13 protein-coding genes and 1 tRNA gene are annotated in these 16,242 nt (G+C 34.7%); 1 reads left to right on the top strand and 13 read right to left on the bottom strand.

Annotated elements, in window-relative coordinates; translation table 11 throughout:
* Nucleotides 1–16 precede the first annotated feature (16 nt).
* The 6 genes from ACQH3L_RS05560 to gltX all read right to left on the bottom strand — a co-directional run bounded on the left by ACQH3L_RS05560 (nt 17) and on the right by gltX (nt 7,252).
* On the bottom strand, nt 17–214 hold the full coding sequence (locus tag ACQH3L_RS05560) for a hypothetical protein (protein ID WP_264329665.1): 198 nt from the start codon (nt 212–214) through the stop codon (nt 17–19).
* A gap of 42 nt (nt 215–256) precedes the next feature.
* Nucleotides 257–811, bottom strand: a complete 555-nt coding sequence (gene rplI, locus ACQH3L_RS05555; protein WP_006279792.1) for a 50S ribosomal protein L9 — start codon at nt 809–811, stop codon at nt 257–259.
* A gap of 7 nt (nt 812–818) precedes the next feature.
* Entirely contained in the window at nt 819–1,094 is a 276-nt protein-coding gene (gene rpsR / locus ACQH3L_RS05550; protein WP_425384746.1) for a 30S ribosomal protein S18, read from the bottom strand.
* A complete protein-coding gene (locus tag ACQH3L_RS05545; protein WP_010082465.1) occupies nt 1,094–1,867 on the bottom strand; it encodes a 30S ribosomal protein S6 in 774 nt (257 codons plus the stop codon). The genes rpsR and ACQH3L_RS05545 overlap by 1 nt, the downstream gene beginning before the upstream one ends.
* A 48-nt stretch (nt 1,868–1,915) precedes the next feature.
* Entirely contained in the window at nt 1,916–5,245 is a 3,330-nt protein-coding gene (dnaE, locus tag ACQH3L_RS05540) for a DNA polymerase III subunit alpha (protein WP_425385018.1), read from the bottom strand.
* 684 nt (nt 5,246–5,929) lie between these two features.
* The gene (gene gltX / locus ACQH3L_RS05535) at nt 5,930–7,252 is read right to left on the bottom strand and encodes a glutamate--tRNA ligase (protein ID WP_010962828.1); all 1,323 of its coding nucleotides are present in this window, start codon (nt 7,250–7,252) and stop codon (nt 5,930–5,932) included.
* 214 nt (nt 7,253–7,466) lie between these two features.
* Here gltX and ligA point away from each other — a divergent pair, with 214 nt between their 5' ends.
* Complete coding sequence (ligA, locus tag ACQH3L_RS05530; RefSeq protein ID WP_425384745.1) at nt 7,467–9,455, top strand: NAD-dependent DNA ligase LigA; 1,989 nt, start codon at nt 7,467–7,469, stop codon at nt 9,453–9,455.
* 38 nt (nt 9,456–9,493) lie between these two features.
* Here the strand turns inward: ligA and dapA are convergent, their stop codons facing one another.
* The 7 genes from dapA to ACQH3L_RS05495 all read right to left on the bottom strand — a co-directional run bounded on the left by dapA (nt 9,494) and on the right by ACQH3L_RS05495 (nt 16,001).
* Complete coding sequence (gene dapA / locus ACQH3L_RS05525) at nt 9,494–10,375, bottom strand: 4-hydroxy-tetrahydrodipicolinate synthase (protein WP_038199100.1); 882 nt, start codon at nt 10,373–10,375, stop codon at nt 9,494–9,496.
* A 9-nt stretch (nt 10,376–10,384) separates the two neighbouring features.
* Nucleotides 10,385–10,867, bottom strand: a complete 483-nt coding sequence (gene ssb / locus ACQH3L_RS05520; protein ID WP_010082448.1) for a single-stranded DNA-binding protein — start codon at nt 10,865–10,867, stop codon at nt 10,385–10,387.
* A 67-nt stretch (nt 10,868–10,934) separates the two neighbouring features.
* Nucleotides 10,935–11,008: transfer RNA gene (locus ACQH3L_RS05515), tRNA-Arg, on the bottom strand.
* A gap of 13 nt (nt 11,009–11,021) precedes the next feature.
* On the bottom strand, nt 11,022–11,837 hold the full coding sequence (locus ACQH3L_RS05510; RefSeq protein WP_010082449.1) for a hypothetical protein: 816 nt from the start codon (nt 11,835–11,837) through the stop codon (nt 11,022–11,024).
* Between the two features lie 4 nt (nt 11,838–11,841).
* On the bottom strand, nt 11,842–12,450 hold the full coding sequence (locus tag ACQH3L_RS05505; RefSeq protein ID WP_425384744.1) for a hypothetical protein: 609 nt from the start codon (nt 12,448–12,450) through the stop codon (nt 11,842–11,844).
* 4 nt (nt 12,451–12,454) lie between these two features.
* Nucleotides 12,455–13,894, bottom strand: coding sequence for a hypothetical protein (locus tag ACQH3L_RS05500; RefSeq protein WP_015589193.1), 1,440 nt, complete (start codon nt 13,892–13,894; stop codon nt 12,455–12,457).
* A 361-nt stretch (nt 13,895–14,255) separates the two neighbouring features.
* Nucleotides 14,256–16,001 carry a type I secretion system permease/ATPase gene (locus ACQH3L_RS05495; RefSeq protein WP_425384743.1) on the bottom strand — a complete coding sequence of 582 codons (1,746 nt, stop codon included), beginning with the start codon at nt 15,999–16,001 and terminating at the stop codon, nt 14,256–14,258.
* Nucleotides 16,002–16,242: the final 241 nt, after the last annotated feature.

The following is a 16,242-nucleotide window of genomic DNA, read 5'->3' as shown; positions in this document are numbered from 1 at the left end:
CGGCTATAGCGTGGGATCATTTTTGATTTACTCCAATAATGGTGTCATTCCAGTGCGTGACACTGGAATCCAGATATAAAAGTATTTGCAAATTATTCAATGGACAACGGATTCTAGAAGCATAAAATAATGTCCATGATGAAATAAACTGGATCCCAGTGTCACGCACTGGGATGACATGAGGGAAGCACTGGGATGACACCAGCTTAGCCATGGCAGAAATTTCTTTACGACTATAACAAGGGATCATCTTTGATCAGCTATCATCACCATCAGTAGCTTCTTTATTCGCATCTTGCTCTGCCTCTTGTTGCTCAGACTTCTGATTTTGCAATTTTACTTGCCTTAGCTCATTTGCATCTGTTTCGGATTTCACGACGTATATAGTAATTGGTACTACTACTTCACTATGTAATTCTACGTTTACTTGGTATTCACCCAAGTTTTTGATGCTTACTCCACCAAAAGATAAACTACGGTGATCTATCACATGTCCTTCTTGTAGTAAAATTTTCGCAATTTCACGTGTTGTTACAGAACCAAAAATTTTACCATCCTCTGAAGCTTGCTTTATTAATACCACAAACTTATCATGTAGTGACAACGCAAGCTCTTTTGCTACATTTAATCTTTTTATATTCTCTTCTTCCAGTAATAAACGTTGCTCCTCTAGCTTTGTTAAATTTTCCTTGGTAGCTTTCACCGCTTTTCTTTGTGGAAAAAGAAAATTACGTGCATAACCTGGTTTAACTTTGACAACTTCACCAAGCTTACCTAAAGTCCTTATATTTTCCTTTAAAATTATCAACATAAATTACCTAAACTTTTTTAGTACAGTAAGGAATAAGAGCTAAAAAACGTGCCCTTATGATCGCTAAGCGTAACTTCCTTTGTTTTTTTGCACATACGCCTGTTAATCTTCTAGGTAATATCCTACCATAGTCAGAGGTAAACTTGGATAATAAATCTATATTCTTATAATCTATGTCTTCATCTTTAGACGCAGCAAGAGGGCAAACTTTAGAACGCCTAAAGCCAGTCCTATTATGTACAGATACGTAAGAATTATTTAAACTATTTCGTCTTTTCATCATTATGCGCTTTGCTCCTCAATTTGTTTATTCATCATATGAGATTTACCTTCAAAAATTTTATCAACCTGCACAGGAAAGTGGCGAATAACGTTCTCATTAAGTTTCATTCTACGCATAAATTCATCCAGAATGCTTGCAGTAGAACTTATGCACATTATACAATAATGACCGCTCTTCATTTTATTTTTGTGATATGCAAAATCCAAAAGACCCCAATGTTCATACTTGATTAATCCTGATGCTTCAATGTTTTTCAAAAGCATTTCCAACGCTTTGCTCGATTGAGTTGGACCGTTTATTCTAAAATCTTTCAAAATATCTTGAAAAATCTTTATTAGATGTTCTGAAATATTTCTCTTCAAAGCATTTACTGCGTTATGGATAAACGCACTTTTAGTACTGCCTCCTAGAAATTTTGTAAAATCTTGCGTTATTCCTAAATCTTTTAGGTCATCTTTCAACTCTTTATCGATTTTTGACTTCACTTCTTTCAAATTTGAAAGATCTTCTTCTAATTCAACCCATAAAATTTTTGTAAGATCTTCCAAGAAATCAGAGTAAGCAACTAGACTTTCTTTAATGTCCTCAGCACGCACTTCTAACTCTTGTTTTGTAAGCTTGTCATTTCCTTTTTTCAGAATATCCCTGATTTGCTGGAACATAATATCTGCTTTAATATTTTTCAATGAAACAGCTAGCTCTTGGACCATCTCCTCTACTTCTTGCTGTAACAATCCTTGTTGTGCTATAAAAGTAAATTCATAAAGATTCACTATATCTTCCTTTAATACCGATTAAATATTTCATTATATAAAGCTTTTTTATATAAGCAAGTTATTTGTATTAATTTCTACGCCTTTAATCCAGCTTAAATTAGATATTTCATAAATTACTTGAGGAGCAATTGAGTATGCACCTGGTAATAAGATGCTCACTTTATGTTTTTCGAGAAGAAGTTTTAGCATTATTTTGGTTCTGCCTTCATCTTTCAATATTGTGGTTAATTCCATAGCGGCTTTTTGCGAATCCGTGCACTCAGTGGTGAGAACTAATTCTTTTATTGTAGAAGTGACTCTTTTTGTAAACTCAGATATATCCTTGCCTGCTAATCTTGTTGTATTTTCCGAAGCTTCAAGATCAATTATCACAAATGTTCCTGGTGAAAATAAATCTCTTTTTTCTTCTATTATTTCATTATTATAGAATGCTATTTCAGAAACGTTATGGGGATCAGAAAGTGTGAGGATAACAAACCTTCCACGCTCTGAAGTTCTCATACGTGCATTTAATATTACCCCAGCAGTTTTTGCTGTTCTATTTTCTCCGATAAACCCAATATTTAACTTTTCCAGAAGAGTTCTAAATTTTTCAAGCGGATGATTAGTTAAATAAAATCCTAGTGAAAATAACTCATGTTCTAATTTTTCCTCTTCATCAAAATCTTCCACATTCTCAAGTTTCGGTTTGAGGACATCAAGACTACCAAACAAAGCAGCTTGACTTGATTCTCTATCCTGTTTGTTTTTATTTGCAAAGTAAATCAGCGTGTCCATTGACTCATATAGCTGCTTTCTGTTCTTATGCACGCTATCGAATGCTCCGGATTTAATCAGGCTTTCTAGCGCTCTCTTATTTATTATATGACCTGAATTTTGAATGAATTCCCATATGTCCTTACAAGCGCTTGAACGTACGTTCACTATTCCTTCCGCTATAGAAAAACCAACATTCCTCAAGGCAGCAATACCATAACGTATGCGTTCATCCTCTATTGAGAATTCAGCTTGAGACTTGTTTATATCAGGTGAAAGAACGGTAACGCCACTAAACTTTGCTGCATGATAAAATAAATTCAGTTTATCTCTATCATCAATATTCAGATTCATTAGTGCTGTAAAAAATTCTAATGGATAATTAGCTTTAAGGTAAGCCGTTTGATAAGATATCACCGCATATGCTGCAGCATGAGATTTATTGAACCCATAACCAGCAAATTTTGCAACAAGGTCAAAGATATAACTTGCCCTGTCGTAATCAACGCCATTCTTCGTTGCCCCTTGGATGAAAAGTTCACGTTGTTTATCCATCTCTTCCTTGATTTTCTTACCCATAGCACGTCTCAGCAAATCTGCTTCCGCTAAGCTATACCCGGAAAGAATACGGGCTATTTCCATCACTTGTTCTTGGTAAATTATTACCCCAAATGTCTCTTTTAATACTTCCTCAAGTAACGGATGAATATAATCTGGCTTTTCAAGTCCGTGTTTTCTTGCAACATAAGTTGGAATGTTATCCATAGGTCCTGGACGATAAAGGGAAATTAAAGCGATAATATCTTCAATGCAGTCCGGTTTTAGTTTAATTAAAGCTTCTCTCATTCCCGAACTTTCAAGCTGAAACACTCCAATTGAATCACCGCTTGAGAGTATCTCATAGGTTTTTTGGTCATTTAAAGGAACTGAAGAAATATCAATCTTTTTTCCATCACGATTAATTAAACGACATACATGATCTATTAGCGTTAGCGTACCAAGCCCAAGAAAATCAAATTTTATTAGCCCAGCTTTCTCCACATATTTCATGCTGTATTGAGTGATTGGCAAAGCCGAATTTGGATCATAGTACACAGGAACAAAATTTTCCAACTTTTGATCACATATTACAATTCCAGCAGCATGAGTTGAAACGTGACGATATATTCCTTCGAGCCTTAGCGATATATCAAGAAGCTTTGCAATTACCTCATCACTATCCCGCTCTTTCTGCAGGTTTTGATCAAACTCTATCGCTTGTGATAAAGTTACAGGATTTACTGGATTAAATGGAACCATTTTAGATATTTTATCCACTTGAGAGTAAGGCATTTGCAATACTCTACCAACATCACGCAATACTGCCCTTGCCTGCAATTTACCAAAAGTGATTATTTGAGCAACATAACCGTACTTTTTCTGAACATAATCAATAACCAGGTCCCTTTTCTCTTGGCAGAAATCGATATCAAAGTCAGGCATCGATACACGATCAGGATTCAAAAATCTTTCAAATATTAGGCCAAACTTTATTGGATCAAGGTCTGTAATCTGCAAGCCCCAAGCAACAATTGATCCAGCACCAGAGCCTCTTCCTGGACCAACTGGAATGCCATTTGCTTTGCTCCAACGAATGAAATCAGAAACTATCAAAAAGTAGCCAGCGTAGTTCATCGAAGTTATCACACTCAGTTCGTAATTCAGCCGATCGTAGTATTGTTTAAGGTCTATGTCTGTCTCATTCGCAATACGGAATTCTAATCCTGCAACTGCCTGCTCCCTCAGTTCTTCATTCTCAGTTTTATTTTCTCGACAAGGAAATTTAGGCAAAATAGGCTGCCTGCTTCTTGGCATGTAAGAGCACCGCTTAGCTATCACTAAAGTGTTATGAATTGCTTCGGGAATGTCGCTGAACAGCTCCTCCATTTCTGCCACAGACTTGAAGTAATGCTCGGTAGTTAACTTCTTTCTGTTATTCTCCAGGGCATAACTCCCCTCCGATATACACGTTAATATATCATAAGCCTCATAGTCAGACCTATTTGGAAAAAACACATCGTTCGTTGCAACTAGTGGTATATTGCGCTGATAAGCAAAGTCTATCAAAGCTTCTTCAAGCTCTAGCTCTTTATTCAGCCCATGACGCTGCAATTCAACATATAAATGACCATTAAATGCTGAAAGCAGTTTTTCAACCGTTTCTTTATCTTGCCCCAACAATAGTTGAGCCAAACATCCACCGGTTAAAGCGATCAGACCCGTACTTAAATTCAATAGCTCATCAAAATCAACGTAAGGAATATCGCTGTTATTCTTGCGCTTTCTAAAAGACTCACTCACCAAAGTGACTAAATTAGTGTACCCTTGCTCATTTTTTGCAAGCAATAATATAGGTAAATTTTGTTCTGAATGTTTAACTATAATATTGCATCCTATTATTAGCTGTATTCCCCTACTTGCCGCATATTCTGCAAATTCAAGTGAGCCAAACAAGTTACCTGAATCAGTAATTGCAACCGCTGGCATTTTATTTCGCAAACAAAGGCCGATCAGCTCCTCAATTTTAACCGAGCTTTCAAGCAGCGAATAAACACTATGAACACGCAAGTGTATGAACATAAAAAACTTTAGATCAACAAAAAAGGATAACATTAATTTACTCATGAGAACATAATTTTCATGAGAACAAAAGCCTATAAAATTCTAAAATTAAAATACAAAAACTTACTTGACAAACTCCGCCAGCTCCCTTATCATGATAGTGGAGCTATTGTATTTGCTTTCGCCAATCTGCAGATTAAAAGGTAAGGATTACTTAATGTATCGGCGTCTTATGTTCAATTTTTTGCAGTATATAGATACTGTATGTCTTTACAAAACTTCATCTACATCTAGGTTTTTATCTAAATAAGCTGAACGCGCTTATAAAGCGTTACAAGACATCAAAAAATGCCAATACTCGACAGAGATAGTAAAAGACTAGCTAACTCGGGGATTCTTTGTCTTTTTTTCTGCTTAGTAAATTTCTTAAACATTTGCAGCATAAGTTAGTTGCAATTAAAAGCGGCTGAATCTCGCTTGTCAAGCGTTTAAAACATAAAAAACGCCAATATTTTAAAGCGGATAATAACCACGGGGCTTCTTTTGCCTTTTTTTTCGTTTGGTAAATTTCTTAATGTTTATGGCTAAACGACAACCGTCATCCCGCTGCTTGTTAGCGGGATCTCTTGTTAGCGGCTAAGAGATACCGCGAATGAATCGCGGTATGACGTAGGGATTGCATTAGCTATAATTCTTTAGTTTTCACTTTTCTTTTAACCTTGCAATGATATTTTCTTTGCCGATAAAAATTAATAGTTTAGCGAGCTCTGGTCCTGTTTCTGTTCCTGTTAAAGCTGAACGCAACTGCGTAAATAGGTTTTTTGCCTTTATATCCACTGTTTGTCGAATAGTTTTGACCCATTCTGACAACGTGTTTTCATTACAATCACCTTGGGGCAATGCATTGAACGCAATTTTTATAAGCTCCTTATCAAGAATCACAGGCTCTATATCAGATTTGCATATTTTCCACCACTTGGCCACCTCAGAAAACCTTTCTATATTGTTCCTTATAAAATACCAAAACTCTGAGGAGCCCACTCCAATTTGATTTAAACGGTCTTGCACCATTTCAAATAGCATTTGTTGCAGCACTTTGCTATTTAGCTTATACATTTCACTCAAGCTGAATTGTGCAGATGCTGAGCTAAATTTTTTAATGTCAAATGAATCAATCAAAGATTGCATACAGGCGCAAGCTTCAATTGGATTGGATGTTCCAAGCTTCACTAAATAACTAACTAGTGCCATCGGTTCAATTTCATCTTCTTTTATAGATTTGATATCCAGCCCGCCTTTCCGTTTCGATATCTTGCTATCATCAAAATGTAGCAAAGGCAGGTGAGCAAATGTAGGGATTTTCGCTTTTAATGCTTTAATCATTTGGATTTGCACTGCGGTATTAGTTACATGATCTTCCCCGCGTACAATATGAGTTACATTAAAGTCAACATCATCAGTAACAGAAGGTAACATGTATGTGTAAATTCCATCTTCTCTTTTTACCACAGGGTCGCTGACGCTACTGGTTGCAATATTTATTTCACCTTTAACTTCATCATTCCATTTTACAACTTCATTTCTATCCAATTTAAATCTAAAATGTGGTCTTCGTCCTTCTTGCTCATAACGAATTTTCTCTTGCTCAGTTAGAAGTAACGCGCTTCTGTCATATACCGGGGGAAATCCTTGTTTTAACTGCAATTTTCGTTTAATGTCTAACTCTTCTCTTGTTTCATAGCATGCATAAATATGCCCTTCTTTTATTAACTGCAAAAACACCTCATTGTAACGCTCAAAGCGCTCTGATTGCTTAAAACTTGCATCCCAATCTATGCCAATCCATTTTAGGTCTTCTATGATATCATTTATATATTTGACATCTGAACGCTGAAGGTCAGTATCATCAAAACGGAGTAAAAATTTTCCGTTTTGATTGCGTGTGTACATCCAACAAACCAAGGCAGTTCGTACGTTTCCTACGTGGAGGTAGCCAGTTGGGCTTGGAGCGAATCTTGTTAGCATTTAAATAGCAATATTGTTTACTCTAATTTATTTTAATTTTATATAAATATATGGCTAGAGCAAGCGAGATCTGCTAATACAATTGAGCAAGAGAAGAATAAGTATGGCTATAGCATTGTGGCACCTTTGATATTTGATGGATTAAGACCATATGATAAATTCAAGAAAATTCACAGCTTGACGACAAAGGCTAATGTAGCATTATATTGGTATCATGACTAACTTAGAAAAGATGAGAGAAAAACTGCAAGATCAAATAAATTATCATAATGTTTTGTATCACCAAAAAAATAAGCCAGAAATAAGTGATGCTGAATATGATGAACTGAAGAAAAAGTTAGCTGAAATAGAGCCAGAAATTTATGCAACACAAGATAGTGTTGGTGCTCCACCTGATGAGAGGTTTTCTAAGGTGGAACATCAAGAACCTATGCTTTCCCTTGAGAATGCTTATGATGAACAAGGTGTAGAGAAATTTTTGTCTAAAATAAAGAGGTTTTTAATTGAGGACAAAATAGAGATATTATGTGAACCAAAAATTGATGGGTTGTCGGTTTCTGCTATTTATGAGGATGGAAGATTTGTTAAAGCTGCAACTCGAGGTGATGGTTTTGTAGGGGAAGATGTCACTCACAATGTTGCAACAATAAAAGGCTTTCCTAAGTTTTTGCAAGGTGTGCAAGGAAGACTAGAAGTAAGAGGTGAAATATACATCAGTAACAGCGACTTTTTAAAGTTAAATGAAAACGATGAATTTGCCAATCCTCGAAATGCAGCCGCTGGTTCTCTAAAGCAATTGGATGCAAACATTACAGCAAGCAGACCTCTTAGATATTTTGCTTATTCTTTGATTGGTGGAGCAGAGAAAAGTCAAAGTGAGGTACTAAATAAGCTTGAGGCACTTGGTTTTTGCGTAAATGAGCATCAGTCCTTAACGAGTAGTTTAGATGGAATGCTGAAGTTCTATAATGAAGTCTATAACTGTCGCTATAACTTGGATTATGATATTGATGGAATAGTCTATAAAGTAAATGATTTGGTACTACAAAATCGTCTAGGGAATACTCACAAAGCACCGCGCTCAGCACTTGCATACAAGTTTTCTGCGGTTTATGCAAAAACAAAGTTAAACAAGATATTTATACAGGTGGGCAGAACAGGGGTTTTAACTCCAGTTGCAGATTTAGTGCCAGTCAATGTTGGTGGGGTGCTAGTTAGTAGAGCAAGTCTGCATAACCAAGATGAGATAAAACGTAAAGACATAAGAGAGGGAGATATTGTAACAATCAAAAGGGCAGGTGATGTAATTCCCCAGATCGTTGAAGTAAGCAGAGATTCTCGTCTTCCAAATACACCTGAATTTGTGTTTCCTGAAGTATGCCCTGAATGTGGTAGTAAAGTACGTCAGGTTGAGGGAGAGGCAGCAGTAAGATGTCCTGAGGAATTTGCCTGTAAAGCTCAAATGATAGAAAAACTAAAGCATTTTGTATCGAAAGATGCATTTGACATTGTTGGCCTTGGTGATAAGCAGATAGAGTTTTTTTACGACCTTGGTATGATAAAACAAATCCATGATATTTTTACTTTAGAAGAAAGATTGGATGAATTTAATCTGGAAGAACAGTCTGGTTGGGGCGAGAAATCTATAGCTAATTTGTTAAATTCTATACAAAGCAGAAGGGTAATAACTCTGGATAGGTTTATATTTTCTTTAGGTATTAGATTTATTGGCCAAGTTGCAGCAGAATTGCTTGCAGATTATTATGTTTCTTATAATAACTGGTATAATTCGATGATTGAACTGTCATTAGATAATACTGAGCTAGTAGGTATAGATGGCATAGGAAAAAAAGGGGCTGAATCTTTGGAATCATTTTTTTCTAAGGAACATAACATCAAAATGTTAAATGATCTTACTGCTTGTCTTCAAATTCTTCCTGTGAGCTCCAACTCTAGTAACTCTGTTTTAAATAATAAAATTATAGTGTTTACTGGTAAGCTACTTGCTATGAGTAGAGGAGAGGCAAAAGTAAGAGCCAAAACTCTGGGAGCAAAGGTCAGCTCACATCTTTCTGCTAAAACTGACTACCTAATTGCAGGAGAAAAACCAGGATCCAAATATAAAAAGGCAGTGGAATTAGGTGTAGAAATTTTAGATGAAGACCAGTGGCATAAAGTGATAAGTTTGGGAGTGTTCAAATGAAACTTGGATTGTATATTAAATCAAAGTTGCAAGACTATTTAGAGAGTAGCCAATTCTTTCCATCCAAGAATCATTTTATTGACTTGCCTCAATTTTTCAACAGAAGGCAAGTCTTCTGTGCTGAGCGGTAGGCGGACAGTTTGATGTTCTATGAGCCCAATATCATGCAAAAGTGCTTTAGTGGGTATTGGGTTGCTGGCAATAAATAGGGCTTCGCAAGCCTGTTGCCAGATATCTGCCTGAGGGTTCCTGCCATTGAGGCACTTCTTAACATATTCATGTGCTACATATGGCCAAACATTGGAAGCAACGGAAACCAGGCCAGCCGCACCATAAGCGGCCATATCGGATATCATATTATCATCTCCACAAAAGACCTCAATATTTGGTGCAACTTTCTTATACTGAGCTAAAGTATCAACAGTGCCACTTGAATCTTTGATAGCCCAAAATTTTTCGTGGCTGGATAAGTTGCGTACAGTTTCAGCGTGAAGATTTATTCCTGCTCTTGATGGAATATTGTAAAACATAACCGGCACATGTGCTTTCTCAAGCAGCTTTTCAAACCATAAAGTCTGCCCCATAATTCCGGGCTTTGCATAAATGGGAGTTGTCATTAGATAGCCATGAATAGGCATACCCTTGCAAAAATCAAGCCATTCAAGAGTCTGATATAGATTCACTCCTGGTACGCCAATTATAATTTTCGTATTTAATTTTAGCTTACATACGAATTCAACTAATGTACGCTTTTCAGAATCAGTAAGCGATAGGCTCTCACCTGTGCTACCCAGCAACACTACGCCATTTTCAGCTTTAACTTGCATTGTCAGTAAACGCTGCAAACTGCTATAATCTATACTATCTCCATTGCAATTAAAAGGAGTAACACAAGCAGTCCATAAAAATGTAGATTTCAATTTAAATTGTTAAAATGGTATTTCATCGTCGAGTAGTTCATCTTTTATATCGTTGTCAAAACTTTCGTGTTTATCTTTTTGTTCTGTTTCACCTTGTTTGTATTCACTTGGCTTGTAATCAGAATTTGGCGCACTATTTCGTGAATCCAAGAGAGTAAGAGCGCTATTAAAATTATATAGAACCACCTCTGTTGTGTATCTTTCACCACCGTTTTGGTCAGTCCATTTTCTAGTTCTCAAAGAACCTTCAACATAAACTTTACTGCCTTTACGTGCAAAATCTTTGACGATTTTTACTAATCCTTCACTAAAAATTACGATATTATGCCACTCTGTCTTTTCAGAGCGCATACCGGAAAGTTTGTCAGTCCAACTTTCAGACGTGGCTATTGAAAAACTTGCCATTTCTTTTCCATTTTGTGTAGTCCTAATTTCAGGATCTTTTCCTAAATTACCAACTAGTATGACTTTGTTTATGGTACCACCAGACATAATTATGCTCTAAATAAATCCTTTTATTATCTTATGTGAAAATACTATTGTCAAATTTAATTAAAAGTGCGCTTGGAGGGATTCGAACCCACGGCCTTTGCCTCCGGAGGGCAACGCTCTATCCAACTGAGCTACAAGCGCATATATATTTAAGTTATTTAATAGATAAGCCATCCAAGTCAAATTTTTGTTTTGGATAAAGCGTAAACATAATACTCCCATATCCAAAATATACATTTTGAGAATCATTCGCATGCTTTTTTATTGCTTTTTGATCTACGGTCCATACAAAAGTTACATAATTTTCAGTGACTGAGTGCACTTTTAAATCCTTAGTATTTATAAACAGTTTTCCATTTACCCATATTTTCCATGTATCGGGAGAAAGATATAAAATTGAGTCTAAACTCACTACCTTACCGTTGAAATTATCTGATACCTCCTCTTTTGCAGCTCTTGAAGATCGTAAATTGAACTTTTCCATTTCATTGACCATTCTATTAACTGGCTCTTCATCAAAAAAAATGCTTTTTACGTTACTATATTGTGATAAAACGTCAAAGTCACTTTCCACTGCTTCTCTTATTATATCGTCCCGATCTGTATAGCTTAGTTTTTGATTGTTGATAAAGAAACACTCTTTTGCACGCAAATTTGCTATATCAATAAAATCGTCGATTTCTTGATTGCCAACTTTAAGAATACTTTCAAAATATCTTTTTTCTATCATCATTCCATACTGAGAATGATGACAAACCATTTCATCATTACCTTGTTTTTCTATATATACGCATAAATTTCCACTATTTAATCCTAATATTTTATGCTCAATAAAATCTTCATTGCCAATATATTGTCGGCAAGAATACTCCTTACAAATTTCTATGCTTTCTATGATATCTTCACAACTGCAATATGCATTAACATTGGAAATGAGTAGCGTAAAAATAAAAAACAGCTTTATGTTCATCACCTTATCTACTTAATATAGTATACCAATCAAAGACTATATTAGCTCTCACTATCTCTATCATATTACCATTCAAAATCTGATTCATAGTTGCAGCATCAATATTTCTCTGCTTATTTAAAATAAGAGATTTGATCATAACATAACCTGGCAGATTTGGAATAGACTGTAGAAATAAAAAAATATGCTTATCGCTGATTGAGCTTAAATTTAGGATCACTTCACTTTTTATTACTTTTGTGCGTTCACTTTTGTTGTGGAGCTCAACTTCTTCGGGTATAGAAATTGATATTTCAGGTTCTAATATATAGTACTTTTTATATAACTTGCTAAGCTCGAAATTTAAATTTGCAATGTATCTGCTACTATGTAAATTTGAAGAGGAAATTTTTTTCCATAAATCTAGGTTTTTATTTAGAACAACTTCCTTTTTTTGAATTCCAGTAATCTGTAAATTAATAGAACGTATTTTATCAATCGCAATTTGGTTTTTATTATAAATCTTTTCGTTATAGATAACAACATATGTTAATAACCCTATTAATCCAACAGATAATAACAAATACGGTATAAACTGAATTGTAGCTTTTCTTTTTAATTGAGAGATAGTCATTAATCTACATTGCCTCTCCTATTTCAACATCAATAGATAGATTTTGCTCTTTAGCAGCAGGTAAGCTAGAAATATTAATGTCATAGGTACGAAAATTATCGTTTAAATTTTTTCGTAGTTTCTCGTATTGATGAGAAATATTTTTACCGGATTGAAAATTAAACTTTAAAGTTGTGGTAATATAACTTTTTGCCTCATTATAATTCCATTCAAATGATCGAAGCTCTATACCTGGTATTTTTAACTTTTCTACATACTTAACTTGTGTAAGAGGAGAGTATTCTATTTTTGATAAAATATTATTGATATTAATAAAATCATAAATTTCATCTATTTTTTTTACATTATAGCTTTGGCTAAGTTTTGTTAATTGGTTATTTAAGGTGTTCTGCTTTGCTGATAAATTATCAGCGACATTGAAATTTGAATACAAATTTAGCAAACAAAGGGTGTTTGTTATAACTAAAACCAGGGCGAAGTATAGAAAAATTCGAGGAGAGTTTAAATAAAGGTAATTGAATAGATAAAATTCTTTAGTTTCCTTTGTATTAAAAATAGCTGCTAATTTATTCTTAAAGCTATGAAACAAAATTATGGTATCGCAAAAGTTATCTTTTTCACTTATAGCTAGTTCTGCTCCTAATAGTTTGCCTAACTCATATGGAGTTAATATGTTCACACTGTTCTCTGAAAAATTTATGACTGATAAACTAGCTTTGATATCTTCTGACACTATGATACAAAGGTCGATAGGGTTATTTTTTTCAAACCCAAACTTAGTTAAGGATCGAATAGTATCTTGCACTTCCTGATATATTCCACCAGCGATAATTCCTGGTAAATTATCATTAGTAAATGATGTTAAGCGCGTAAATACCATTTTATTCTCTTTAAGAACCACTTGTCTATAGCCTCCCGTTTTAGTTGCAGCAACTATAATTTTCCAATTATTAGGATCTTTATGTAGAATCTTTTTTGTTATATTACTTATTTCTATAGGAAACATTAATATTCCCTTAAAGTTGGAGCCTATCTCAATAAACACATTCAACCAATATTCTACTAAATGCTTTGCTTTTGATGAAACAAGAAGATAGCACCAGTTTTGATTGAATTTGTTTGGCTTCTCAACCAAAAAAACTGAACTTATGTCATTATTACGAGAAAAATGCTCCATCTTTGTTTTTGCTGATAGATAGGCACTAATCTTGTTTGCCCTTGTAATAAACTGTAGCGAGTAATTTTGATCTGCATGATTAAGCACCAGGTATAAAGGTGCTTTTTTATCTGACGAAAGACATGAAATTAAATCGGAAACTGCTTTATCGTTTTTGCCCTTAACAAAATACCTTTTATTTAAAGTATTATTTTTAAAATATAGTAACATTATGCCTTCTTCTCCAATAGAAAGCATAAACTTACTTTTGGATTTTGAACTAAACATATTAACAAAGCATATACTTATCTAGAATTAAAAAGGCAATTTATTGAAATTCATTAAACGTTAGAGGGAAATATTGTTATAAATTTTCGCAGCAACATTATTTATATTATAATTTTTTTATAAAATTACCACTAATATTAAGTGATTTAGATAACAAATTAAGAAAATTCATTAAGACGAATTTGTTGTTTTTCAAATTGTAGGTAAACCTAAGCCACTTTAGCTATATCTGCCGCTTGACTTTAATTAATAAGAGTTATTAATCTATTTACTATTCTTGTAATATTATTTCTAATGGTAAAGAAATATATATTTTTCTGGAACAGTTGTTATTTCAGATACAGAATTTATTGTAAGTAAACTAACCATTTGCTGAAGAGCGCTCATCTTCTGTGGTACTTGATGATGGAGCAACTAATTTGCTCAAAATCTCATCTTTTGGTCCCATAGCGTAAATGATACCATCTGACATGAGGATCACCTTATCAACTACGGACAATAACGGTAGCTTGTGAGTGATGATAACAGTAGTAGTATTTTGTTTTCTTGCAATGCCAATTGCATTAATTAAGCATGCCTCTCCATTGCTATCTAAGTTAGCGTTTGGTTCATCAAGTACTAAAAGTTTTGTGTGACCATAAAAAGCTCTGGCAAGTCCAAGAAGCTGTTTTTGGCCGCCAGAGAGCGTTACTCCTCCAGGACCTCCTATTGTTGTATCATATCCATTTGGTAAGCTTAGTATTAGTTCATGTATTCCTGCAATTTTTGCTGCTTTGATTATTTCTTCAGGATTTGGATCTGGCCTCATGCGAGCAATATTAGCTTTGACACTAGTGTTAAATAACTCAATATCCTGAGGTAAGTAGCCAACATAATTACCAAAATTTTCTCGATTCCAAGTATACACATCAGCGCCATCTAGTCTGACTACACCAGATATTGGCTTCCATACACCAACAGTTAATTTTGCGATAGTGGATTTACCAGAAGCACTTGCACCAATAACACCAACTACATCTCCAGGATCTATAATGAATGATATTCCTTTTACTGTCGGCTTATTGCTTCCATAAGGAGTAAAAAATACTCTATCAAATTCCAATTTTCCTTCAGGTTCTGGTAGAGCCATCGTTTGCTCTCTTTTTGGCGATGTTAATATAAGTCTTTGTAGCCTTCCATATGATATTCTAGCCTGATTTAAAAACTTCCAAGTATGAACCGCAGCGTCAAATGGTGCTAATACTCTACCCATTAAAATTGAAGCAGCGATGATGCTACCGGCAGTCTTATGAGCTGTGATTGCAAGTAATGCACCTGTTCCAATTACTGATATTTGCAGAGTTGAGCGCAAAAATTTAGTGATTCCAGTAATTACATTAGAGCGATTTTGTGCTTTAATTTGCATTGCTCGGTTCTGATCATTTCGTTTACACCAATCAGAGACTATGAATTCTGACATGCCCATAGCTTCAACCACTTCTGCATTTCTTGTTGCAACATCTATAGCATTGATATTCCGTATAGTTTCTTCGTTGGTTTCTTGTAATATTCGTTTAGTGGCAAGTTCATTCCATATTGCCATAGAGACTAATATAATAATTCCAGTAATAGCTATAAACCCCGTGGAGGTATGTATCATGAAAATCACAACAAGGTAAATTAACGACCATGGAGTATCAAACAGTGAGAATATACCATTTCCTGTAATGAAATTTTTTATCACTCCGAGATCTCGTATTGCTTCACCACTTGAAGTTGAGCTCTGCACTGACGTTAGCCTGATTGACCTTACTATCAGATCTGGTGTTGCAGTTTTATCGATCCAATCACCTATTTTTGCCATGGCTAAATATCGACAAGTTTCAAGCATTGCAGAACATGCAAATGCAGATAAAGTGATAATTGTCAGCATAGTTAGTGTTGATACACTTTCGCTCGATATCACCCGATCAAGCACTTGAGAGGTATAAAGTGGTAGGAATAACATTAATAAATTGATTCCCGCACTAAACCAAAAGATAAACCAAAATGCACTTTTGCATTTTTCTAGGCAAACATATAGAGTACTTTGCTTCAATTCTTTTTTTATTGATGGCGTAATTTCCACAATCTTCCTCTTAATTTGATTACATGCACCATATACAATTTTTATTACAAAAATATTAATAACGGTAGTTAGCTTACTTTAAGTGAGTAAAATATTAATATATGTGAATAGGAAATATAAACAATGGTAAAAAGAAGTATAGTTAATATTTCCTTCATTGCCTATAGCGAAGCTACGTCATACCGCGATTCATTCCATAGCTGTACGAACATTCATTTTTGAAGGTAAACTGCACAGCAAA

The sequence above is a fragment of the Wolbachia endosymbiont (group A) of Sturmia bella genome (assembly GCF_964030905.1).
Lineage (GTDB): Bacteria > Pseudomonadota > Alphaproteobacteria > Rickettsiales > Anaplasmataceae > Wolbachia > Wolbachia pipientis.
Note: the sequence above shows the minus strand (reverse complement) of the source record. Positions and strands in the feature narration are given on the sequence as shown.

Excerpts from the sequence above, each read along its gene's own strand:
- ACQH3L_RS05560 (WP_264329665.1), bottom strand. The coding sequence starts at position 214 with ATGGCTAAGCTGGTGTCATCCCAGTGCTTCCCTCATGTCATCCCAGTG.
- rplI (WP_006279792.1), bottom strand. The coding sequence starts at position 811 with ATGTTGATAATTTTAAAGGAAAATATAAGGACTTTAGGTAAGCTTGGT.
- rpsR (WP_425384746.1), bottom strand. The coding sequence starts at position 1,094 with ATGATGAAAAGACGAAATAGTTTAAATAATTCTTACGTATCTGTACAT.
- dnaE (WP_425385018.1), bottom strand. The coding sequence starts at position 5,245 with ATGTTCATACACTTGCGTGTTCATAGTGTTTATTCGCTGCTTGAAAGC.
- gltX (WP_010962828.1), bottom strand. The coding sequence starts at position 7,252 with ATGCTAACAAGATTCGCTCCAAGCCCAACTGGCTACCTCCACGTAGGA.
- ligA (WP_425384745.1), top strand. The coding sequence starts at position 7,467 with ATGACTAACTTAGAAAAGATGAGAGAAAAACTGCAAGATCAAATAAAT.
- ssb (WP_010082448.1), bottom strand. The coding sequence starts at position 10,867 with ATGTCTGGTGGTACCATAAACAAAGTCATACTAGTTGGTAATTTAGGA.
- ACQH3L_RS05510 (WP_010082449.1), bottom strand. The coding sequence starts at position 11,837 with ATGAACATAAAGCTGTTTTTTATTTTTACGCTACTCATTTCCAATGTT.
- ACQH3L_RS05505 (WP_425384744.1), bottom strand. The coding sequence starts at position 12,450 with ATGACTATCTCTCAATTAAAAAGAAAAGCTACAATTCAGTTTATACCG.
- ACQH3L_RS05500 (WP_015589193.1), bottom strand. The coding sequence starts at position 13,894 with ATGTTTAGTTCAAAATCCAAAAGTAAGTTTATGCTTTCTATTGGAGAA.